Origin of the sequence: Corallococcus sp. NCSPR001 (assembly GCF_017309135.1) — a bacterium.
Taxonomy (GTDB): Bacteria; Myxococcota; Myxococcia; order Myxococcales; family Myxococcaceae; genus Corallococcus.
In genome coordinates this window covers 8,389,902-8,410,761 of record NZ_JAFIMS010000002.1, presented here as the reverse complement: position 1 = coordinate 8,410,761, position 20,860 = coordinate 8,389,902, and the positions used below count along the sequence as shown (strand labels likewise).

At 70.4% G+C, this 20,860-nt stretch carries 18 protein-coding genes; 9 read left to right on the top strand and 9 right to left on the bottom strand.

What is annotated here, in order from left to right; all coding sequences use genetic code 11:
• Nucleotides 1-3: 3 nt before the first annotated feature.
• From JYJ93_RS35830 to JYJ93_RS35820, 3 genes are all read right to left on the bottom strand, one after another.
• Nucleotides 4-2,826, bottom strand: a complete 2,823-nt coding sequence (locus JYJ93_RS35830) for an AAA family ATPase (protein WP_206799088.1) — start codon at nucleotides 2,824-2,826, stop codon at nucleotides 4-6.
• Between the two features lie 89 nt (nucleotides 2,827-2,915).
• Complete coding sequence (locus JYJ93_RS35825) at nucleotides 2,916-3,458, bottom strand: HNH endonuclease (protein WP_120524460.1); 543 nt, start codon at nucleotides 3,456-3,458, stop codon at nucleotides 2,916-2,918.
• Nucleotides 3,459-3,858: 400 nt separating this feature from the next.
• Complete coding sequence (locus JYJ93_RS35820; RefSeq protein ID WP_206799086.1) at nucleotides 3,859-5,820, bottom strand: S9 family peptidase; 1,962 nt, start codon at nucleotides 5,818-5,820, stop codon at nucleotides 3,859-3,861.
• A gap of 145 nt (nucleotides 5,821-5,965) precedes the next feature.
• Between JYJ93_RS35820 and JYJ93_RS35815 the strand changes: the two genes are divergently transcribed.
• Nucleotides 5,966-6,418: a GFA family protein gene (locus JYJ93_RS35815; protein ID WP_206799084.1), complete on the top strand. Its 453-nt coding sequence runs from the start codon at nucleotides 5,966-5,968 to the stop codon at nucleotides 6,416-6,418.
• 3 nt (nucleotides 6,419-6,421) lie between these two features.
• On the opposite strand, the gene JYJ93_RS35810 is transcribed toward JYJ93_RS35815, so the two are convergent.
• The gene (locus JYJ93_RS35810) at nucleotides 6,422-8,077 is read right to left on the bottom strand and encodes an FAD-binding dehydrogenase (RefSeq protein WP_206799083.1); all 1,656 of its coding nucleotides are present in this window, start codon (nucleotides 8,075-8,077) and stop codon (nucleotides 6,422-6,424) included.
• Between the two features lie 108 nt (nucleotides 8,078-8,185).
• On the opposite strand from JYJ93_RS35810, the gene JYJ93_RS35805 reads away from it, so the two are divergent.
• The 7 genes from JYJ93_RS35805 (at nucleotide 8,186) to JYJ93_RS35775 (ending at nucleotide 14,655) form a co-directional block, all read left to right on the top strand.
• Nucleotides 8,186-8,890 (top strand): class I SAM-dependent methyltransferase, encoded by a 705-nt coding sequence (locus tag JYJ93_RS35805; protein WP_206799082.1) that lies wholly within the window; start codon nucleotides 8,186-8,188, stop codon nucleotides 8,888-8,890.
• A 28-nt stretch (nucleotides 8,891-8,918) separates the two neighbouring features.
• Nucleotides 8,919-9,485, top strand: a complete 567-nt coding sequence (locus JYJ93_RS35800; RefSeq protein WP_206799081.1) for a DNA-3-methyladenine glycosylase I — start codon at nucleotides 8,919-8,921, stop codon at nucleotides 9,483-9,485.
• A 59-nt stretch (nucleotides 9,486-9,544) separates the two neighbouring features.
• The gene (locus JYJ93_RS35795) at nucleotides 9,545-11,011 is read left to right on the top strand and encodes an alpha/beta fold hydrolase (RefSeq protein WP_206799080.1); all 1,467 of its coding nucleotides are present in this window, start codon (nucleotides 9,545-9,547) and stop codon (nucleotides 11,009-11,011) included.
• Nucleotides 11,012-11,061: 50 nt separating this feature from the next.
• Nucleotides 11,062-11,451, top strand: a complete 390-nt coding sequence (locus JYJ93_RS35790) for a VOC family protein (RefSeq protein WP_206799079.1) — start codon at nucleotides 11,062-11,064, stop codon at nucleotides 11,449-11,451.
• A gap of 97 nt (nucleotides 11,452-11,548) precedes the next feature.
• The gene (locus JYJ93_RS35785; protein WP_206799078.1) at nucleotides 11,549-13,114 is read left to right on the top strand and encodes a hypothetical protein; all 1,566 of its coding nucleotides are present in this window, start codon (nucleotides 11,549-11,551) and stop codon (nucleotides 13,112-13,114) included.
• A 3-nt stretch (nucleotides 13,115-13,117) separates the two neighbouring features.
• Nucleotides 13,118-13,528 carry a hypothetical protein gene (locus tag JYJ93_RS35780; protein WP_206799077.1) on the top strand — a complete coding sequence of 137 codons (411 nt, stop codon included), beginning with the start codon at nucleotides 13,118-13,120 and terminating at the stop codon, nucleotides 13,526-13,528.
• Between the two features lie 44 nt (nucleotides 13,529-13,572).
• On the top strand, nucleotides 13,573-14,655 hold the full coding sequence (locus JYJ93_RS35775; RefSeq protein WP_206799076.1) for a hypothetical protein: 1,083 nt from the start codon (nucleotides 13,573-13,575) through the stop codon (nucleotides 14,653-14,655).
• Between the two features lie 4 nt (nucleotides 14,656-14,659).
• Here JYJ93_RS35775 and JYJ93_RS35770 read toward each other — a convergent pair whose 3' ends face one another.
• Nucleotides 14,660-15,871, bottom strand: a complete 1,212-nt coding sequence (locus JYJ93_RS35770; protein ID WP_206799074.1) for an RICIN domain-containing protein — start codon at nucleotides 15,869-15,871, stop codon at nucleotides 14,660-14,662.
• A 250-nt stretch (nucleotides 15,872-16,121) separates the two neighbouring features.
• Here JYJ93_RS35770 and JYJ93_RS35765 point away from each other — a divergent pair, with 250 nt between their 5' ends.
• Complete coding sequence (locus JYJ93_RS35765) at nucleotides 16,122-17,000, top strand: hypothetical protein (RefSeq protein WP_206799073.1); 879 nt, start codon at nucleotides 16,122-16,124, stop codon at nucleotides 16,998-17,000.
• Between the two features lie 9 nt (nucleotides 17,001-17,009).
• Here JYJ93_RS35765 and JYJ93_RS35760 read toward each other — a convergent pair whose 3' ends face one another.
• The 4 genes from JYJ93_RS35760 to JYJ93_RS35745 form a co-directional block, all read right to left on the bottom strand.
• Nucleotides 17,010-17,756, bottom strand: coding sequence for a type 1 glutamine amidotransferase domain-containing protein (locus JYJ93_RS35760; protein ID WP_206799072.1), 747 nt, complete (start codon nucleotides 17,754-17,756; stop codon nucleotides 17,010-17,012).
• An 82-nt stretch (nucleotides 17,757-17,838) separates the two neighbouring features.
• Nucleotides 17,839-18,285 (bottom strand): carboxypeptidase-like regulatory domain-containing protein, encoded by a 447-nt coding sequence (locus tag JYJ93_RS35755; protein WP_206799071.1) that lies wholly within the window; start codon nucleotides 18,283-18,285, stop codon nucleotides 17,839-17,841.
• A gap of 18 nt (nucleotides 18,286-18,303) precedes the next feature.
• Entirely contained in the window at nucleotides 18,304-19,008 is a 705-nt protein-coding gene (locus JYJ93_RS35750) for a response regulator transcription factor (protein WP_206799070.1), read from the bottom strand.
• A complete protein-coding gene (locus JYJ93_RS35745; RefSeq protein WP_206799069.1) occupies nucleotides 19,005-20,849 on the bottom strand; it encodes a HAMP domain-containing sensor histidine kinase in 1,845 nt (614 codons plus the stop codon). The genes JYJ93_RS35750 and JYJ93_RS35745 overlap by 4 nt, the downstream gene beginning before the upstream one ends.
• Nucleotides 20,850-20,860: the final 11 nt, after the last annotated feature.

Genomic DNA, 20,860 nt, shown 5'->3' with positions numbered 1-20,860 from the left:
CGCTCAGGTGAGCGGTGGGTTGGAGTCCGGAGGCGGACGGGAGATCCACGCGGCGATGAACACGTCCAGTTCACCGCGCATCACGTCCTTCACCCGGGGCGTCCCCGCGCCCGTGCGCGGATCCTCCACGCGCGCTCCACGGCCCAGGAAGTAGCGGCGCGCTTCGTCGGTGCTGGCGCCCTGTCCGGCGACGACTCGCGCGGCGATGCCCTTGAGTTCGTCCATCTCTCCAGCGCCAATGAGCGTGAGCACGCGGCCGGTGGCCTCGTCCTTCGCGGTGACCTCGTTGCGCACGCGCTGGAGGTACTCGCCCTCGCGGCTCTTCACCGGCCGGCCCTCCAGCACCAGCAGCTCCCGCTCCACCTCCTCCAGCGGTCCGCCCCGGTGCACGCGCACGTACGCGCGCTGGCGCTTCTCGTCCTCCAGGCGGCGGTGCAGCCCCGCCTCTCCCGCGAGGAAGCCGTACGCGCCCGGCCCCGCGATGCGCACCACCACGCGCGCGGGGGCGTCCGCCTCCGCGACGGCGGTGGCCTCGTAGCCCCGGCGCTGCGCCCAGCCCAGGTACATGGTGGCCAGCTCCTGCACCCACACGTCCTGCTGCTCCGACGCGTCGCTGGCGCAGATGTCCACCAGCGCCTCGTTGTCCAACGTCGTGGCCCCGGCGGCCCGCAGCGCCTCCGCCATCTGGACCTCGCGCGCGACCTCCTCCACCTGCTTCGCGGCGGAGCCCAGCTGCATCTCGTTCTTCGCCTCGCGCACCAGCCGGCGCCCGAACTGGCACGCGGCCTCCAGGCGGTCCAGCTCTCCCAGCTGCGCCTCCACCGTGCGGAAGGCCCGGAGGACGTCCGCCGCGCGCAGCGAGTCGTCCCAGAGGTTGGGCGCCTGTGTCTCCGCGAGCAGCGCGGCCCGGCGCGCCTCCAGCTCCGAGCGCCCCGCGGACTCCGCGAGCGCGCGCGCACGGCCCACCAGCCGGTCCATTTCAATCAGCAGCGACTTGCGATCCAACCGGCGCTTCACCGCCGCGGCCTTGGGCGTGGGCAACAGCAGCTGCGCAGTCACCTCGCGGGGCGGTGGCACGGGCTCCGCGACCGCGACCACGCGGCCTCCCGGACGGGCCTCCACGCGCACGGGCGTGCCCGGCGGCAGCGGCCTGCGCGCGATCTCCACCGCGAGCGCCGCGGTGAGCGTCTTCTCGATTTCACGCTGCAGGTAGCGCGCGCCGAACTGCGGCGAATAGCCGCGCTCCACCAGCCGGTCCACGACCTCGGGTGTCACCTCCACGTCCAGGGCGCGGGCGCGGATGCCCTCGCGCTCCAGCACGCGGCCCACCTCGCGCTGGGCAATCTTGCGGATGTCCACGCGCGACAGCGGACGGAAGTGGCAGATGGCGTCGAAGCGGTTGAGGAACTCCGGACGGAAGGCCTCCGCGATGCGGCGGTCCACCTCCGACACCTGCTCCTCGGCGCGCTTGTGCGCGGCGAAGCCCAGGCCCGCCTCGCGGTACACCTCCGAGCCCACGTTGGACGTGGCCACGATGAGCGTGTTGTTGCACGACACCGCCTCGCCCGCGCCGTTGACGAAGGTGCCCTCGTCGAAGAGCTGGAGGAAACGGTCGTGCACGCTGCGCGCGGCCTTCTCGAACTCGTCCAGCAGCAGCACGGTGAACACCTTGCCGTCGAGCAGCGCGGACAGCTCTCCGCGCCGCGTCTCCAGCGCGGGCGCCCACGACGCGCCGAAGGGGACGCTCTCGTCGCCGTCGTTGGGGTAGTCCGCCATGTTCAGGCGCACCAGCCTGTCGGCGGAGCCGAAGAGGTACTCCGCCAGCAGCTTCGCCAGCTGCGTCTTGCCCACGCCCGTGGGCCCGGCGAAGAGGAACACGCCCAGCGGGCGGCGCGGGTCGTTGAGCCCCGCCTTGAGCAGCGCCACCGAGCGCAGCACCGCGGCCACCGCGTCCGTCTGGCCGAGCAGCCGCTCTCCGAAGAAGCGCTCCGTCTCCTCCAGGTCCAGCGGCATCGCGTCGTCCACGACGAAGCGGGGCAGTCGCGTGGCGGCGCAGAAGCGGGTGAGCACGTCCTCCGGCCCCACGTGGTCGCGCGCCACGCCCGCGGCCTCCGCCGCCGTCTCCTTGAGCAGCTCGATGGCCTTGCGCGGCATGTGCTGCGCCAGCAGGAACTTCGCGGACAGCCGCAGCGCCAGGTCGCACGCGGCCGGGTCGATGGGCAGCCGCAGCTCGCGCTCCAGCTCCTCCGCCACGCGGCCGACGATCCAGCGCGCCTTCTCCAGCGGCGGCTCGTTCAGGGGCAGCAGGTGGAGCCGCTCGGCCAGGGCCTCGTCGGCGCGCAGCAGCTCCTGCACGCGCTTGGGCTCGGTCTCGAAGATGAATCGCAGGCCGCCGGTGCGCAGCGCGCGCACGGCCACCGGCGCCAGGGGCCCGCCCAGGGCCACCGGCAGGTCGCGGATGTAGACGATGGGGCAGGGGTGGCGTCCCAGGTGGGTGAGCAGCTCCTCGAAGGACTCCGCCGCCTGGCGCTGGGTGCTGCGCGCCAGGATGTTCGCGACGGACACCTCCACGAGCCGCGCCTGGGCCAGGTCGCCGTCCACGCGCCCTTCCGCGATGCGGCGGGCCACCTCCTGCACGAGCGCGCTCTTGCCCACGCCGGGCTCGCCCGCCAGCAGCGGGTGCTTGCCTCCGCGCGCCAGCAGCCCCAGCACCTCCGTCACGGAGGTGTCCACGCCGTGGGCGGCCGGCAGCTTCCCCTCGCGCGCCATCGCGGTGAGGTCGCGGTCGATGAGCCGCTCCTGGTCTTCGTTCTTCCTCGTCGCCATGGTGTGGTCCGGAACGCCCCCTCGACGTGCGGCACTCTAACCGTTGCGGCGCGGAAGCGAAGTCCCGGCCCACTCCATGGGTCGGGACCCTACGCTTCCAGCTCCGTGTGCCAGTAGGCCACGTCCCTCAGGAACTTGCGCCAGGACAGGGGCAGGCCCTTCTCCACGAGGAACGACACGACCAGGGCGTCCGGCAGCCGCTTCGGCTTCGCGGGCACGGTGCGCAGCGTCATCCGCGCCTGGGCCGGGGTGCGGTTGCCCTTCTTCTGGTTGCAGGGCACGCAGGCGATGACGATGTTCTCCCAGCTCGTGCGGCCGCCCTGCGCGCGCGGCAGCACGTGGTCGTACGTGGCCTCCGGACGGGTCACCTTGCGGCCGCAGTACTGGCAGCGGCACTGGTCGCGCTGGTAGACGTTCTCGCGGCTGAAGCGCACGCCGCGCGGGCCCTTCCACAGGGCGCGCACGAAGCGGATGACGGACGGCATGCGCAGCTCCACCGTCACCGAGCGGATGACGCGGTCCTCGTACTCCTCGACGACCTCCACCTTGCCCTGGACGAGCAGCATGACGGCGCGTTGCCACGGGATGCGTGCGACAGGTTCATAGGACTGGCTCAGCACCAGCGTTTCCATGACACGGGGGCCTTTCGGGCGGGACAGGCCGCCAGGGAGTCGAACCCTGCTCGTCCGGATTTGGAGTTCGGACTGCACCCGGTGCGCGGCCTATGGGTGGAGATGGGAAGCGGAAGGTGAGCGGGAGCCCGGACGTGAAGAAGGCCGGGTCCCCTGTGTCGGGGGCCCGGCCTTTCAGGGGCATGCCGCGTCAGGGACGGGGCGTGACGCCTTCAGGAGCCGGGCGAGGCGAGGCGAAAGGACGCGAAGTCCCGCCAGCGGCACGTGGAAGGAGCGGTCACCGGGCTGGGACGCGAGGCCGCGTCGATGCCGTGACCGGAAGGATTCAGGTGCTTGAGGTTCATCGGGGCCGCTCCTTTCGCTCCCAGCGACGTACGCGGAAATTCAGTCCTGACAGCCCTCAGGGCTTGGGGGCCGTGGCGGTGGCGGGCCTCAGGTAGCGGTCGAGGAACGCCAGGATGCGCCGGTCCACCTCCGCCTCGTTCTTCTTCTTCTTGAAGCCGTGGCCCTCGTCGGGGAGCAGCAGGTACTCCACGGGCACGCCGTGCTTCTTCACCGCTGCCACGATGTCGTCCGACTCCGCCTGGATGACGCGCGGGTCGTTGGCGCCCTGCACGACGAACAGCGGCTTCTGGATGCGCTCCGTGTGGAAGAGGGGGGAGATCTCCTTGAGCATCGCCTCCTGCTTCTCCGGGTCGCCGATCTCCTGGATCATGGCCTGACGGAAGGCGCCCCATTCGGGCGGCATGCTCTTGAGCGTGCGCAGCCAGTTGGACGGGCCGAAGACGTCCACGCCCACGTCGAAGGCGTCCGGGTGGAAGGCGAGCCCCGCCAGCACCATGTAGCCGCCATAGCTGGCGCCGAGGATGCCCACGCGCGAGCCGTCCACGTACGGCAGGCTCGCCAGGTACTTGCGCGCCTCCACGCAGTCGCGCAGCGGCTCCTTGCCGTGCTTCTGGTCGTCCGCCTTCAGGAACGTCTTGCCGTAGCCCGCGCTGCCCCGGTTGTTGATGCCCAGCACCACGTAGCCGTGGTTCACCAGGTACTGGACGAAGTTGTTGTAGCCCCGGCTCGTCTGGCCGCCGGGTCCGCCGTGCACGTAGATGATGGCGGGAGCCTTGTGCTCCGCCGAGGCCTGGTGCGGCTTGAAGAGCAGGTTGGGGATCTCCATCCCGTCGAAGGACTTGAAGCGCACCACCTGCGCGTCCACCAGGTCCTCGGAGTCCAGCTCGCGGCTCATCGTGTCCGTCACGCGCCGCGTCTTCTTCGTGACCAGGTCCAGGACATAGAGGTTCGCGGAGGTGCGGTCCGTCTCCAGCTGGACCGCCAGCTGCTTCTCGTCACGGGAGAAGACGACGTTGGAGATCATCCCGGCGGGCAGCTGCGTCAGCGGCACCTGCGTGCCGGCCTTCACGTCGTGCAGGCGGACCTCGATGCCGGCGTCCACGTTGACGATGGAGGCGCGGAACGCCCCCGAGCGCGAGAAGTACGTGCCATAGATGTCCCAGTCCTCCTTCTCCACGTCCTCCCACTTGCCGGCCTCCTTCGCCGGGCGCACCACGCGGGTGAACTCCGAACCGTCGTCCGTGAGGACGTACAGCTCCCCGGTGACGGGGTGGATGTCCCCCACGCGGTAGCTGGCCGAGCCCGTGTGGGGCGTGAGGTTCTTCAAGCCCTTCGTCGCGACGTCGTAGCGCCACACGTTGCCGTCCGACGTGGTGACCGCCTCCTCCAGCGCCACCCAGCTCTCGTCCGGGGCCACGGCGGCGACGCCGAAGCCCTTGTCGTTCCGGGCCAGGAGCGTGCGCGCGTACGTCTTCGCGTCGTAGCGGTACACGTCCATGGCGCTCGGGTCGCGCTCGTTGGTGGTGATGTAGAACGCGCTGTCGTCCTGGCTGAAGCCCAGGAAGCCGGCCACGCCCTGCTTCATGGGCGTGAGGTCCTTCTCCTTGCCGTCCGGCGTGCGCACGTAGACGTGCGTCTGCTCGTTGCCGCCCTGGTCGTGCTCGAAGAGGAAGCGGCTGTCGCGCGGGAAGGCCGCGACCACCCGGATGCTGTCCGTCTTCGAGCGCGTCAACGCCGTGGGCTTGCCGCCGCCCACCGGCACGCTGTTCACGTTGAAGATGCCGGACGCGTTCGACGAGAACAGCAGCTGCTTGCCGTCCGCCGTGAAGACCGGGGCCATCAACTCCGTGGACCCCATGAACTGCTCCACCGAGTACTGCTTCGACGGCCGGGCCACGGCCGCCTTCACGGCCGAAGCGGGCTTCGTGGCGGGTGAGGGGGCGGGCGGTGCGGCTCCCAGCAGCGGCAGGAGCAACGTCGGGGCAAGGACACGGGACAGGGACTTCCACGCGGGCATGGGGGCTCCGGGAACGGTGGACGGAGGCACTCTGGGCCAGGCCCCGCCGGGTTCAACAGGGAGCGGCGACAAACCTGACATAAGGCTGTCACGGGCCGGGGCGACATTGATTGCGTTCCCACAACGCGGCACCGGAGACATCGCCATGACCCAGACCAACACCCAGCAGAAGAACCCTGCACTGAGCGGCCTGCACACCTACGCGGGCGGCTGCCTGTGCGGCGCCGTGCGTTACGAGGCCACCGTGGACCTGGCCGGGGTGACCCGCTGCAACTGCACCATCTGCATGAAGTACGGCTACGGCGGCGGCGCGGGGATGAAGCCGGACGCCTTCCGGCTCCTGCAGGGCCAGGACGCCATCAAGAAGTATGGGCGCGACGGCAGCCCCAACACCCGCAGCTTCTGCGGGCGCTGCGGCGTCGTGTGCTTCGGCGATGGCGACGTCCCGGAGCTGGGCGGGAAGTTTGTTTCCATCTACGTCAACACGCTGGATGACGTGGACCCGTCGCTGCTCACGTTCCATTACTGGGACGGCCGACACGACAACTGGGCGGCCGGGATGCGGGCCACGCCGTGGCCCTTCCAGGCCGCCGCCTGAGGCCTACACACTCCCCGCCGCGGCCCGGCCCGCGGCGCGGCCGGAGAAGATGCAGCCGCCCAGGAACGTGCCTTCCAGGGCGCGGTAGCCGTGGACGCCACCGCCTCCGAAGCCGGCCACCTCGCCTGCCGCATAGAGCCCTGGGATGGTCTGCCCCCGGTCGTTGAAGACGCGGCCCTGGAGGTCCGTCTCGAAGCCGCCCAGCGTCTTGCGCGTGAGGATGTTCAGCTTCACGCCGATGAGCGGCCCCGCCTTGGGGTCCAGGATGCGGTGCGGCTTCGCGGTGCGCACCAGCTTGTCACCCCGGTAGTTGCGCGCCTGGCGGATGGCCGCGAGCTGCAGGTCCTTGCTGAAGGGGTTGTCCATCTGGAGGTCGCGGGCCTTCACCTCGCGCTCCACCGTGGCGAAGTCCAGGAGCGGAGCTTCCGTCTTCGCGTTCATCCCGGCGACCAGGTCGCGCAGGTTGTTGGAGATGACGAAGTCCTCGCCCTTCTCCTTGAAGGCCTCCACCGGGCCCATGGCCTTCTTGCCCACGGCGCGGTTGAGCACGCCCAGCCAGTCCTTGCCGGTGAGGTCCGGGTTCTGCTCCGAGCCGGAGAGCGCGAACTCCTTCTTGATGATCCACTGGTTGAGGATGAACCAGGTGTGCTCGTGGCCCGTCTTGAGGATGTGCTCCAGCGTGCCCAGCGTGTCGAAGCCGGGGAACAGCGGCGGCGGCAGGCGCTTGCCGGTGGCGTCCAGCCACAGCGAGCTGGGGCCCGGCAGGATGCGGATGCCGTGACGGGGCCAGATGGGGCTCCAGTTCCGCAGGCCCTCCGTGTAGTGCCACATGCGGTCGCGGTTGATGAGCCGTCCGCCCGCGGCCTCCGTGATGGCGATCATCCGGCCGTCCACGTGGTCGGGCACGCCTTGAATCATGAACTTCGGCGCGGGGCCCATGCGCTGGGGCCACGCCTTGCGCACCAGCTCGTGGTTGCCGCCGATGCCGCCGGAGGTGACGATGACCGCGCTCGCGCGCAGCTCGAAGTCACCCACCGTCACGCGCGAGCTGCTGGCGCCGCGCGGGACGTCCGTGGGCTCCAGCAACATGCCGCGCACGCCCACCACGGCGCCGTTCTGCGTGAGCAGTTCGTCCACGCGGTGGCGGAAGTGGAAGGTGAGGGTGCCCTTGGCCTCCGCGGCCTTGGCGCGGCGGACGAAGGGCTCCAGCACGCCGGGGCCGGTGCCCCAGGTGACGTGGAAGCGGGGGACGGAGTTGCCGTGGCCCACGGCGCCGTAGCCGCCTCGCTCCGCCCAGCCCACCACGGGGAACCAGCTCATGCCCTGCTGGACGAGCCAGGGGCGCATCTCGCCCGCGGCGAAGTTGACGAAGGCCTCCGCCCACTGGCGCGGCCAGTGGTCCTCCTCGCGGTCGAAGGCGGCGGTGCCCATCCAGTCCTCCAGCGCGAGCGCGTGGGAGTCCTTGATGCCCATGCGCCGCTGCTCGGGCGAGTCCACGAGGAACAGGCCGCCGAACGACCAGAACGCCTGGCCGCCCAGGTTCTGCGGTCCCTCCTGGTCCACCACGGCGACGCGCTTGCCCGCATCCGCGAGCTCGGTCGCGGCGACGAGTCCCGCGAGCCCTCCGCCCACGACAATGACATCCACTTCCTGTCCCATGCGTGCCTCCCGGTAGCACCTGGCGCGCGGATGATAGCGGTTCGCGCGAAAGGGCAGGGCTTCCTTCACCTGCGCATCCCGGCGCTCCGGAGGCTAGACTCCCCGCGCATGGAGCCAGATGTGAAGGGCAACACGGGGCCGCTGGGCCATGATGCCGCCGCCTACGCGCGGCGTCAGGACGGGCTGTCCCCGGAGCCGCTGCGGGACGCGGCCTGGAGCGTGGCGGGGCAGCGGGCCTTCGGCGTGGTGCTCGACGTGGGCTCGGGCAGCGGCGGGTGGATCCGCCGGCTGCGACAGAACCCGGCCGTCGAGCGCATCCTCAGCACGGACATCCACGACGCGGGCGCCAGCCGCCTGCCGGGCGTGGAGTTCCAGCTGCGGGACGTGTCCCGGGACGCGCTGCCGTGGGGCGATGCGTCGGTGGACTGGGTGTTCGCCATTGAAGTGCTGGAGCACCTGGCCAACCCGCGCCACTTCGTGAAGGAGGCCTTCCGCGTGCTCAAGCCCGGGGGCCACCTCTTCTTCACCACGCCCAACAACGACAGCCTGACGGCGCGGCTGTCCTTCCTGGTCCGGGGCTACTTCCCCGCGTTCTGCGAGCAGGACTACCGGGACTCCGGCCACATCACGCCCATCACGGAGCTGGACGCGCGGCGCATGGCCGTGGAGGCGGGCTTCCAGTCCATCGACTTCGACTATCCGCTGCCCGGGCGCATTCCCCGCAGCAGCGTGTACTGGCAGCGGTTCCTGCCGGGGCTGCGCGGCCGGTGGTGGAGCGACGGGCTGTTCGCGCTGCTGACGCGCCCGCGCTGAAGTAGACAGGGAATCGGGAGGAGCGCGGATGCAACAGCGTTGCGTGTGGGTGGGGACGGATCCGCTGTACCAGACCTACCATGACGAGGAGTGGGGCGTGCCGGTGCGCGACAGCCGCGCGCTCTGGGAGATGTTGATGCTGGAGGGCTTCCAGGCGGGGCTCGCGTGGATCGTCATCCTGCGCAAGCGCGAGGCCTTCCGGAAGGCGTTCAAGGGCTTCGACCCGAAGGTGGTGGCGCGCTTCACGGAGAAGGACGTCACGCGCCTGATGGGGGACGAGGGCATCGTCCGGGCGCGCGCGAAGATTGAAGCGACCATCGGCAACGCGCGCGCTTATTTGAAGATGCAGGAGGCGGGCGAGGACTTCTCCGCGTTCGTCTGGGGCATGGCGGGCGGGAAGCCCATCCGCAATGTGTGGAAGGGCCGGGGCGACGTGCCGGCGAAGACGGAGCTGTCGGAGGCGTACTCCAAGGCCTTCAAGCAGCGCGGCTTCAAGTTCGTGGGGCCGGTCATCGTCTACGCATGGATGCAGGCCACGGGCATCGTGGATGACCACACGGTGGACTGCTTCCGGCACGGCGTGCGTCACCGCTGAGCGGACGGGCCTTCGCGGGCGGTGGACCGGGGCCGCCGGGTGCTGGTTTAACGGAGCGCATGCGCTTGCCCCTCATCGTCGCGGTGCTGTTGCTCTCATGGCATGCCGGGGCTGAACCGGCTCCCACGGTTCCCCGCTTCGAGCCGGGCGCCTGCGCCGTGGAGGTCGCCGCCACGGAGCGCATCGACTGTGGCCTGCTGGTGGTGCCGGAGAACCGGCACAAGGCGGACAGCCGCCCCATCCGCCTTCCCGTGACGATCTTCCGCGGCCGTGCCGCGAAGCCCCTGGCGGATCCGGTGCTGTTCATGCCCGGAGGCCCGGGCCTCAGCGCGGTCGAGCACATGACCTCCGGCAAGAACAACACGCTGCTGGACGAGCGCGACTACATCGTCCTGGAGCAGCGCGGCGCGAAGTTCGCGCAGCCGCCGCTCCAGTGCCCGGAGATCACGAAGCTCAAGGGCGAGGAGTCCGCGGGCCGGCTGCGCGGTCCGGCGGCGGCCACCGCGCTGGCGCAGGCGGCGGGACGCTGCCGGGCAACGCTGAGCGCGTCGGGCGTGGACCTGGATGGCTACACCAGCGAGGCCTCGGCGGATGACATCGAGGACCTGCGCAAGGTGCTCGGCGTGGCGCGGTGGAATCTCTACGGCGTGTCGTACAGCACGCGGCTGATGTTGACCGTGCTGCGGCGGCACCCCGGAGGCGTCCGGAGCGTGGTGCTGGATTCGGTGCTGCCTCCGGAGGTGAACTTCGACGAGGTCTCCGCCACGAACGTGCTGCGCGTCCTGAATCAGGTGTTCGACGGGTGCGCGGTGGACCGCGAGTGCGGCGCCCGGTATCCCGACCTGCGCGCTCGCTTCGCGAAGCTGGTGGCCGACGCGGACCGTCGCCCCCTGAAGCTGGCCATCCGGGCGGCCGGCGGGCCGGCGGAGATCCGGGGCGCACAGGTGGTGGAGGCCATCTACTCCGCGATGCACGAACCCGTACAGATTCCCCTCATCCCGAAGCTCATCGTGGACGCTTCCGAGGGGCGCTTCGAAGCCCTGTCAGGGCTGATCCGTGGCAACCAGGGGCCCTCGGCCATGGCCTGGGGCCTGCGCTATTCCGTGTGGTGCGCGGAGGAGCTGCCGTTCGAGGACGCGGGGCGCATCGCCGCGCAGCTCTCACCCGCCATGGGACTGGGCGGCTTGAATGAGGGGACGGCCTCGCCGCAGGAGTGCCGCGCATGGAACGTCCCCCCCGCGCCCGCCGTGGAGAACACGCCGGTGAAGAGCGACGTGCCGGCGCTCGTCTTCGCGGGAGAGTTCGACCCGGACACGCCTCCGGAGTGGGGCCACCGGCTGCTCGATTCGATGCCCAACGCGTACCCCGTCGACATGCGGGGCCGCAGCCACGCGGCCTCGTTCAACACGTGCGGCGCGAGCATCGTGAAGGCCTTCCTCCAGGACCCCTCGCATCCGCCCGCCGTTGACTGCGCGCTCAAGCGGCGCGGCGCGGACTTTTCCCTGAGCGTGCGGCCCCCTCCCTGAGGCACGCTCCACGCAGTGGGGTGAACCCACGAGTCCCCCGGAGACACGGAATGCGGATCACTGTGATGAGCGTGATGGTGGAGGACCAGTCCAGGGCCCTGAAGTTCTACACGGAGGTCCTGGGCTTCGTGCTGAAGGTGGACGTCCCGGTGGGGCCCAAGGACCGGTGGCTGACCGTCGTCGCGCCGGACGCGCAGGAGGGGACGCAGATCCTCCTGGAGCCCATGGGCTTCGCGCCCTCGCGCGTGTACCAGAAGGCCCTGTTCGACGCGGGCATCCCGGCGGCGTCGTTCGGCGTCGATGACTGTCAGGCGGAATATGAGCGCATGGAGAAGCTCGGCGTGGTGTTCAAGAGCAAGCCCACCACCCTGGGGCCCGTCACCGTCGCCGTCTTCGAGGACACCTGCGGCAACCTCATCCAGATCGCGCAGATGATGTAGCCGCCCCAGGTATCGGCCGGTCGTCGTATGTCACCCCATGTCGGACACGGGGTATACGCTGTGTCCTGACTGTTCATGCTTCACACAGGGGGATGTGATGACGATGCGGATCCAATCCAGGGTCCCGCCGCAGGAGCCTCGCAAGGGGCTCGCGGCGGGGGGACAGCCGGCGACGGCACGAAACAACGCGGCGCAGGGGACGCCTCCGCGCACGCCCGAAGCGGCGGCGCGCCGGGCGGGCTTCTCCGAGCAGAGCGCGTTCGTCTCCAAGCAGCCGGACGTGACGTCCACGCTCAAGCGCGAGTTCGGCGCGCTGGCGTCGGACAAGCAGCAGTTCCACCAGACGATGCGGACGGTCTACGGCGAGGGCTATGACGCCGCCAAGGCCGAGCAGTTCCGGCAGCAGGCCCTGAAGGGCGACTTCGGCTGGCTGCCTCCGGTCCGCACCGTGCCCGCGCAGACGCTGAACGGGGCCAACGGCGCCTATGACGCGGAATCCGGCACGGTGCTCATCAACGAGTCGCTGGACCCGTCGCTGGCGGCCTCCACCTACGTGGAGGAGGCGGGCCACCACCTGGACACGAAGCTCAACACCGAGGACACCCAGGGCGACGAGGGCGAGCTGTTCCGCCGCATCCTGTCCGGCGAGAAGCTGTCGCCGAAGCAGGTGGCGGACATCCGCGCGGAGAACGACAAGGGCACCATCGTCGTGGACGGCAAGTCGAAGGAGGTCGAGTTCTGGAACCCCTTCAAGGCCGTGGGTGACCTCGTCAGCGGCGCGGCCAAGGCAGTGGGCAGCGCCGTCAGCACCGCGGCGAACTGGGTGGGCAACACGGCGAAGACCGTGGGCAGCGCTGTCTCCAGCGCGGCGAACTGGGTGGGCAACGCGGCGAAGAGCGTCTGGGGCGGCATCAAGACGGTGGCCAACCGCGCGGGCGACGGCGTGCGGAGCCTGTTCACGGGGGCTGTCAGCACCGTCGTGGGCGCGTTCCGCAATGTCGGAGAAGGCATCGGCACCTTCTTTGGCGGCATCGGCAAATTGTTCCAGGGCAAGTTCGGTGAAGGCTTCAAGCAGATGGGGCTGGGCCTGCTGAAGACCGTGGTGCAGACGCCCGTGGACGCCATCTTGATGATGGGCGGCCGGGCCCTGAGCGCCATCCAGACGCTGATTGGCGTGGAGCCTCCCGCGCGCAAGCTGTCGGACAGTGAGATCGCCACGCTGCGCAGCGTCTACGGGGACTCCATCGACTACTCGTCGATGCGCATCAAGGAGGGCAACTCCGGCCTCTTCAGCACCAGCGGGCGCGCGTTCACCCATGGCAACACCATCTACATCCCGCCGGACGACCTGCCCCTGACGCCGGACCTGCTGGTGCACGAGTCGGCGCACGTCTGGCAGCACCAGAACGGCGGCACGGACTACATGAGCGAGGCGCTGGTGGCCCAGAACCTGGGGGATGGCTACGACTTCGAGAAGGGCCTGGACGCGGGCAAGCCCTGGAGCGATCTCAACCCCGAGCAGCAGGCGGAGTTCCTCCAGCAGGCGCAGCTCGCCGGCTACTTCGCCAACCCCGCCGCCGGCTTCCACTTCAACGGCAAGGACTACACGGCGCAGATTGAAGCGGCCATCGCCCAGGTCCGGGCCGGCAAGGGGGCTCCGTAGGCCATGCGGTCCTCGCGCTTCGCACTCCTGGGGTGGGCCTGGGTCCTGCTCCTGCTGCTCACCGCGTGCCGTCCGGTCATCCAGGTGTCCCTGGTGGCGGACGCACGGCGGCTGCCCGCTCCGCGCTTCACCGTGGTGGATCCGGAGCACGAGGACCGCCCCCGCTACACCACCGTCCAGGTGCTGGACCGGGCGGGGGAGATGTATTGGCAGCTGCGGGCGGAGCCGTACGGCGACATGGCCAGCGTGGCCTCGCTGACGTACGGCGAGTCGCCCCCCGGCTTCACCGTCCTGGACGGGCCCCGGGCGCTCCAGCCCGGGGGCCGCTACGCCCTGTACGTGGTGGGCAAGAACCGGGGCACGCTCCACTTCGACGTGGACGCGGAAGGGCACGTCACCGAGGCCGACCCGTAGCGTGAAGGCCCCGGGCCGCCGGGGTGTTGCGCTAGCGTGGCGCCATGTCTTCGGAGCGCAGCAAGGGCCGTGTCCGCACGGTGGAGGAATGGTTGGGGCGGCTCGCCTCGCGGGATTCAGGCGCGCGCGAGGAGGCGCAGTCGGCGCTGGAGGAGCTGCTGGTGTCCGGGGAGCCGGAGGCGCGGGAGCGGACCGCGCGGGCGCTCCTGGAGGAGCTGGGGCGGACCGGGACGGCGGTCGCGGAGCCCCTGCTGTTCCTGTTGCAGCGAAGCTGGTGGCCTCCGCAGGCGGGCCTCACCGGGCTCGCCGTGCGGAGCGTGCTGGCGGTGCTGCCGCGGATGGAGGCGGACGCCCCGGCCCTGGAGAACGCGGCGAGCGTGCTCGCCGGGGTGTGCCGGGTGGATCCCTTCCAACTCGCCGCGCTGGACGGGCTGTTCCAGCACCCGAGGGCCTCCGTGCGCGGCGCCATGGCGCGCGTCGTGGGCCGGCTGGGGACCGCCGCGGAGTCGGAGCTGCGCCAACTGCTGGCGCTCCTGGAGGACGAGGAGCCCGTGGCCCTCTCCGCGCTGGAGTCCCTGGCCGCGCTCGCCCCGTTGGCGCCGGAACTCACCGCGCCCCGGCTGCTGGAGCAGGTGCGCGGGTCGGAAGGCGCGCGCCTCTATCTGGCCCTGGTGTCGCTGCGGGGCCTGTTGGAGGAGCTGAATGGAGAGGCGCGGCCCGCGCCCGCGTTGCCGGACCTGGAGTCCGCGCTGGTGCGCACGTTGACCGCGCCGGAAGCGCCCATCCGGCAGGAGGCGGCGGCGCTGCTGGGGTTGAGCGGTCCGCTGTCGCTTGAGGCCATCGCGGCCCTGCGCGAGCACCTCCGCGACGAGAGCCCCCACGTCGCGGCCCGCTCCGCCGTGGCGCTGGTGCGCTCCGGTGCCCAGGCGGCGGAGGCCCTCTTCCTGCTGAAGGGACAGCTGGGCCCGGCCGCGTCGCGCGAGCTCCAGGAGGCCGCCGTGGCCGCCCTGGAGGAAGCGGACCCGGCCCGGTTGGGCCGGGCCCGGGGGATGCTGGAGACGGTGGCTCGCGACGCGGCGGGGCTGACGCGCGAGGCCCTCTTCGAACTGCTGGGTCAGCTGCCTTGAGGCGTCAGCACCCCAGGTTGTTGCCGGGGCTCACGCCGAGCAGGGAGCAGAACTGCAGATACTTGTCGATGCGGCTCTGCACCTGGCCGGGGTTGCGGCCGTAGCACTCCACCGACCCGTTGATGGTGCGGATGGTCTCACCGAAGCCCGCGCCGTTGACGATGGCGTTGTGCGCCGTCATGGAGCCGGCGCCGTTCTGCGTGGTCCAGAACCAGAAGCCCGTGCGCCACGCGGCGTTCGCGTCCTGGGCCAGCAGGTCCGGGTTCGCCTGGAGCGGCAGGCCCAGCGCGTTGCCCGCCGCGCAGTAGTTGCCGTTCCACGACAGCTGCATGGGGCCGCGTCCGAAGTACCGCTTGCCCGGAGCGCAGCTGCACCCCGGCGGCCCCCAGGACGTGTCGCAGTAGTCGCCCTTGTTGATCTCCTCGATGTAAACGAGCCCGCCCGTCTCGTGTGACACGTTGGCCAGGAACGCGGCCACCTCGCGCTTGCGCGTGTCGGTGTCACCCGTGGTCGCCACGCTCGGGAAGGTGTTCGCGGCGGCGATGAGCGCGTCGTACGTGTAGAAGCCGTTGCGGCCGGGGAACATGGTGTTGAACATGTCCCGGGTGAGGATGCCCCCGAAGCCCGTGCCGCCGCTCCCGCCGCCGGAGACCTTGTCGAACGTCCAGCGCTGGTTGTCCCGGTCCGCGTAGTACGGGTACTGGACGATGAGCGTCCCGTTGTCGAAGGAGCCCCACGACAGGTCCATGGCCATGCCGGTGTGGCGCGGGTGGAAGCTGAACTGCGTGCCGCCCCGGTTGATGAACTGGAACTGCTGGTTGGCGCCGTCGACGTAGGTCCACTGGTGGAGGACGGCGTTCTCCGCGGTGCTGACCCCCACGATGTCCAGGGCCTTGCCGCTGTTGACGTTGATGATCTTCCAGAACCCGCCGGACGTGGGCGAGATGTGGAACTTCTGCGCGTTGGTGCCGTTGCAGTCCCACTGCTGCACCTTCGCGCCGTCCGCCGTGCTGGAAGACGCCACGTCGATGCACTTGTTCGTCCGCACTGAGCGGATGACGTAGTCGCCCTCCGTGATGGTCGACACCACGGCGGCGCTCTCCACTTGGCCCACGGCTCCTGGCGCGGTGTCTTCCGCCTCCGGCCCCGAACAGCCCGCCAGCGCGCCCACGACTCCCAGCAACGACAGACCGCGGATCATTCCCTTGTGGCTCATGACATCTCCCATGGGTACCGCCAGCAGGTGGAGGAACTCCTGGGAGGTGGATTCGTACATCCCAGGTGTACTTTGTTGCTTTGAAGAACAAAGTCTCCCGGGCTTCATGCCATTGGCCTGGGTATCCAGTCAATCCGGGGAATCCGAAAGGGCGTCAGGTGAACAGGGATTGAGCGCTCTCCGGGCGCGCGGGACGGGCCCCGGTTAGACTGCCGCGCCAGTTCGTTCCCTCATCCCCCGGAGGCCCCTCATGCCCAAGTCGATTGGTGGCTCCAGCTTCAAGGCGCCGTCGCTCCCGAAGTCGCCGCCCGCCGCGTCCACGTCCAAGGCGCCCAACACCGTCTCCACGCCTTCCTCGAGCACCACGAGCACGAGCAAGAAGCGCCCGCTGGACGCTTCGGACGCGTCGTCGTCGGAGCCGAACAAGCTGGCGAAGACGGACATCAAGGACAACACGACGGAGGCCCGGCTGAAGCGGGCGAAGCTTCGCGAGGATCGCCGTCAGTCGTCCGCGGACGCGGTGGGCTCGTCGGATGGCCGCAGCGGCTTCGTGAGCACCGCGCAGGGCTTCCAGAAGATGAACCCGAAGATCGACGGCAAGCAGCGCGTGGAGACGCCCTTCGGCCCGGTGAACGCGAGCAAGTTCCCCACGTCCGACCCGGCCTTCAAGATCACCAGCCAGGCGAAGAAGGACTACGGCAACCAGAAGGTGGGCGACCGGTACTCGCACCTGGTGGATGCGCTGAAGGCCGGAGGCAAGAGCGACAAGGAGATCGCCACCGACCTGCTCAACGCCCTGGACGGCAAGGCGCCCCAGCACCTCACGGACAACAAGTCGAAGAACGCCGCCGCCAAGCTCACGGCCATCATGAACGTGTCCGAGCCCATGCGCGTCGGAGGCTCCGGCAAGGCGGGCCGCGCGACGCTGCGCGCGGTGCAGGACGGGACGCTCACCCTGGATCAGGCCTTCAAGGGGGACAGCCCCGCCTTCCCTATGGCGAAGAACCCGGACTACATGCGCCGCGCGGTGAACTACAACGACCAGAACTTCCGCAAGGAGATCACCCGGCCGGAGCAGTTCGACAAGCTGGGCGGCTACATGTCCGACAGCAGCGGCGACGAGTCCTGAGCCGCCGTCTCACAGCCTCTTCAGGAAGCGCTCCGTGAAGAGGTACGCGTCCCCCGGCCACCGCGCGGACACGTAGCGCCCGTCCTCCACCACGAAGGCGGGCGCGTGGTCCGTGGCGGTGCCGCGCTTGGACAGGACGCGGGGGCCGCGCTCGAAGTGGCTCGGGTCCGCGAGCGCGGCCATGACCTCCTCCTCCACGTACGCGGGGTAGGTCCGGTAGTAGCGCCCCAGCTTCCACGCGGTCAGCAGGTACGCGGAGCGCTCCATGTACTTGGGCAGGCACGTGGTGCGCGTGCCGTGGAGCACGCTCTTGCCCGTCGCGGGGGCCTTGGTGCGCGCCAGCACCAGCACGCCGTGGCAGATGGCCGCCACGGGCCGCTGGAGCGCCCAGAACGCCGCCACCTTCGCCTGGAGTGCCCCGCTGCCCAGGTACTGCCGCATGCCCGGCGCGTGGCCTCCGGGCAGCAGGAGCGCGTCGAAGTCCGACGGCGTCACCGCGTCCCAGGTCAGCGGCTTCTGGAAGGCCTCCGTGAGGGTGAGGTCGCCATAGAAGCGCTTGGGCTCCGGATCCGCGCCCAGTTGTCCGAAGAGCACTCCGGTGAGCAGCAGCGGATCCGCCGCCGGCATGTGGCCCTTCTCCGTGGCGAAGACGACTTCATGGCCCGCGTCGGTGAGCATGCGCCAGGGCACGGCCACCTCGGTGACGTCGAAGTCATGGTCGGGCAGCGGGACGAGGACGCGGCGGGCGGAGGCCATGCGGGGAGTGTTTCCCGCGGCCCTGGAGCTGACAAGCCATCAGGAGCCGCGCTTCAACCTTCAGTCCCTGGATGGCATTACCTCAGGGGGGCGGCGGCGGAGGGCTCACGACGGCAGGAGCCGGGGGAGCGTCCATCGGCAGACCCGCATCGAAATCGGGACGAGGGGGCCCGCACGCGACGCTGGGCGCGTTCGGGTCGGGAACCACTTCGGCGTGCACCCGCAGGGAGTGCCCTTCCTGGAACTGGAGGTCCGCGCGCACGTACAGGTGGTAGTACATCCGCTCGAAGCGCAGCGTGTAGCGCCCCGGCGGCAGGTGATGGATGCGGAAGTTCCCCTGGAGGTCCGTGACCACGACCTCTTCCTCCCCGCGGGAGGACGAGACCGCGGTGACGACCATGTCCGGGATGGGCTTCCGGGTCGCGGCGTCGATGACGGTGCCGAAGATGGCGCTGTCGGACTGTGCGCTCGTGGGGGCAGAGGCCAGCAGCAAGACGAGGCATGGCAGGACGTGGAACAGGAACCTCATCGGTGACCCCCTCTCGAGTCAGGAACCGCGCTCGACCTCCATACGGTAGCCCACGCCGCGCACGGTCTGGATGGAGAAGCGGGACGCGCTGGTCCACTTGAGCTTGCGCTTCAGGCTGGAGACGAAGTTGTCCACGGTGTGCGGATCCACCACCACGTCCGTGCCCCACACGGCGTCCAGGATTTCGTCGCGCTTGAGCGCCCGCTCGCGCTCCTTCAGGAAGAAGGCCAGCAGGTCGAACTCCTTGCGCGTCAGCTCCACCTCCGCGCCCTCGGGGGAATCCACGCGCCGCCGGTCCAGGTCCACGCTGTAGCCCGCGAAGCGCAGGACCTTCGCCGGGGCCACGCCGCCGCGCCGCAGGTGGGCTCCCACTCGCGCGAGCAGCTCGCGCAGCCGGTAGGGCTTGCCCAGGTAGTCCTGCGCGCCGGACTCGAAGCCGCGCACCACGTCCTCCTCCAGCGTGCGCGCGGTGAGCATCAGCACCGGCACGCCCACGCCCTCCTCTCGCAGCGAGCGGCAGAGCGCATAGCCGTCTCCGTCCGGCAGCATCACGTCCAGGAGGATGAGCTGGAAGTCGCGGCGGGAGAGCTGCTCGCGCGCCTCCTTCACCGTGGCGGCTTCCTCCACGGCATAGCCGCCCTGGTGCTCCAGGTTGTCGCGCAGCGCGAGCCGCAGGTTCGGGTCGTCCTCCACGACGAGGACGGTGGGGGCGGCGGTGGTCATGCGATGCTCCGGGCGTCGGGCCGGTACTCGGGGAGGGTCAATTCGAAGGTCGTGCCTTCGGGGCTGGAGGCCGCCACGCGCAGCGTGCCTCCGTGCAGCCGGGCAATCTTCCGGCACAGCGCGAGCCCCAGCCCGCTGCCGGGCACCTCGCGGCCGTCGCGTCCGGACAGCCGGTAGAACTCGCCGAAGACGCGCTCCCACTCGGTCTCCGGGATGCCGGTGCCGTTGTCCGTGAAGTGCACGCGGCCTCCGGACAGCGTCTGGACGTGCAGCCGCACGGGGCTGCGGGTGTTGTACGCGCACGCGTTGCGCGCCAGGTTCGCCAGCAGGAGCCGCAACAGCTGCGCGTCCGCGTTCAGTTCGCGCGCGTCCACGTTCGCCGTCAGCTCCACCGGCACCGGCGCGCCGGACTCCAGGTCGCGGCGCAGGTTGGAGATCAGCTCGTCCAGCCGCACCGGCGCGAGCTTCGGCACCCAGCGCCCCTTGTCGATGCGGTTGAAGGACAGCAGGTTCTCCACCAGGAAGCCCAGCCCGTCCGCCTCGCGGATGATGCGCGCGGGGTAGTCCTTCGCGTCCGCGCCCTCCGCCACCCGCCACTCCAGCGTCTCCGCGAGCAGCCGGATGGAGGCCAGCGGCGTGCGCAGCTCGTGCGACACCGTGGCCACGAAGTCGCTCTTCAATTCGAGGAAACGGTATTTGCGCTGCTGCGCCACGAAGGCCAGCGCCGCGATGGTGAGCGCCAGCACCGCGCACAGGGCCAGCATCAGCGTCTTGATCCGGTAGCGGCGCTCCAGCGCCTCTTCGCCCAGGGCCCACTCGGACGACTCCACCGCCACCGGCAGCGACGCCAGCGTCAGCACCGGCGCATCCCCCGGCAGGGTCACGTGTCCATCCGCCTTCAGCAGGCCGCGCTCCCGCATCTCGCGGGTGAGCCCCGCAAGGAGCCCTGACAGGTCCAGCGCCAGCCCGCGCACGTCGCTCCCCTGGAGTGGCTCCAGGTACCAGCCGGACCGCGCCAGCAATGGCTCCCGCACGTCCTCGGGAAGGGGCAGCGGCGTCGAAGCCAGCTCGCGCGCCCGCGCCTCGAAGTCCGCCACCGGCACGCCCACGCGCGTGGAGAGCGCCACCACCTTCCCGCGCAGGAAGTCGAAGTCCTCCGGCGTGAAGCGCGAGCGCTTGAGCAACAACAACCGCTGCAATCCCTCCAGCCGTCCACCGCCCTGGCCGTCCAGGAGCCCGTCGCGCACCAGGGCCCGCATCAGCTCTGGCACCACGTCGCCCCTCGCCGCTACGTCCTCCAGCACCACCAGCATCGAGGGCAGGTCCCTTGTGGACGCGAGCACGAAGCGGGCCCGGTGCTGGAGCAGCGCCATCAACGACAGCTGCGTGGCCCTCCGGTCCTTCGCCTTCAGCGACTGCTCCACCAGCGCCATCCGTTCCAGCCGCTCCTTCCACGGGCCCTCGTCCTCGTCCGCGACCTCCGTGCCCGCGCGCAGCCTGGCGTAGCGGTCCTTCGCGGGCGCGTCCCCGGCCGTGTCGAACAGCGCCAGCCGAGGCAGGACCTGCTCCCCCTGTTCCCGCAGGTACAGCCCCGGCGTGGCCACCAACGGATCCTCCTTCGCCGCCGCCAGCGTGCCGCGCGCGCCCTCCAGGCCCTCGCGCAGCGCCTGGCTCAACGATGCGCGGGCGTACTGCTCCAGGGCCTCGCGCCGGGAGCGGAGCGAGGCCCGTGCATCCTCGCGTTCCGCGGCGAAGATGCGGTGGAGGTAGCCCAGGCCCACCCCGAGCCCGGCGAGGCCGAGCACGAGGGCGACGAGGGTGGGCAGTAGCCTGCGCGGCATCCGGACCGTCC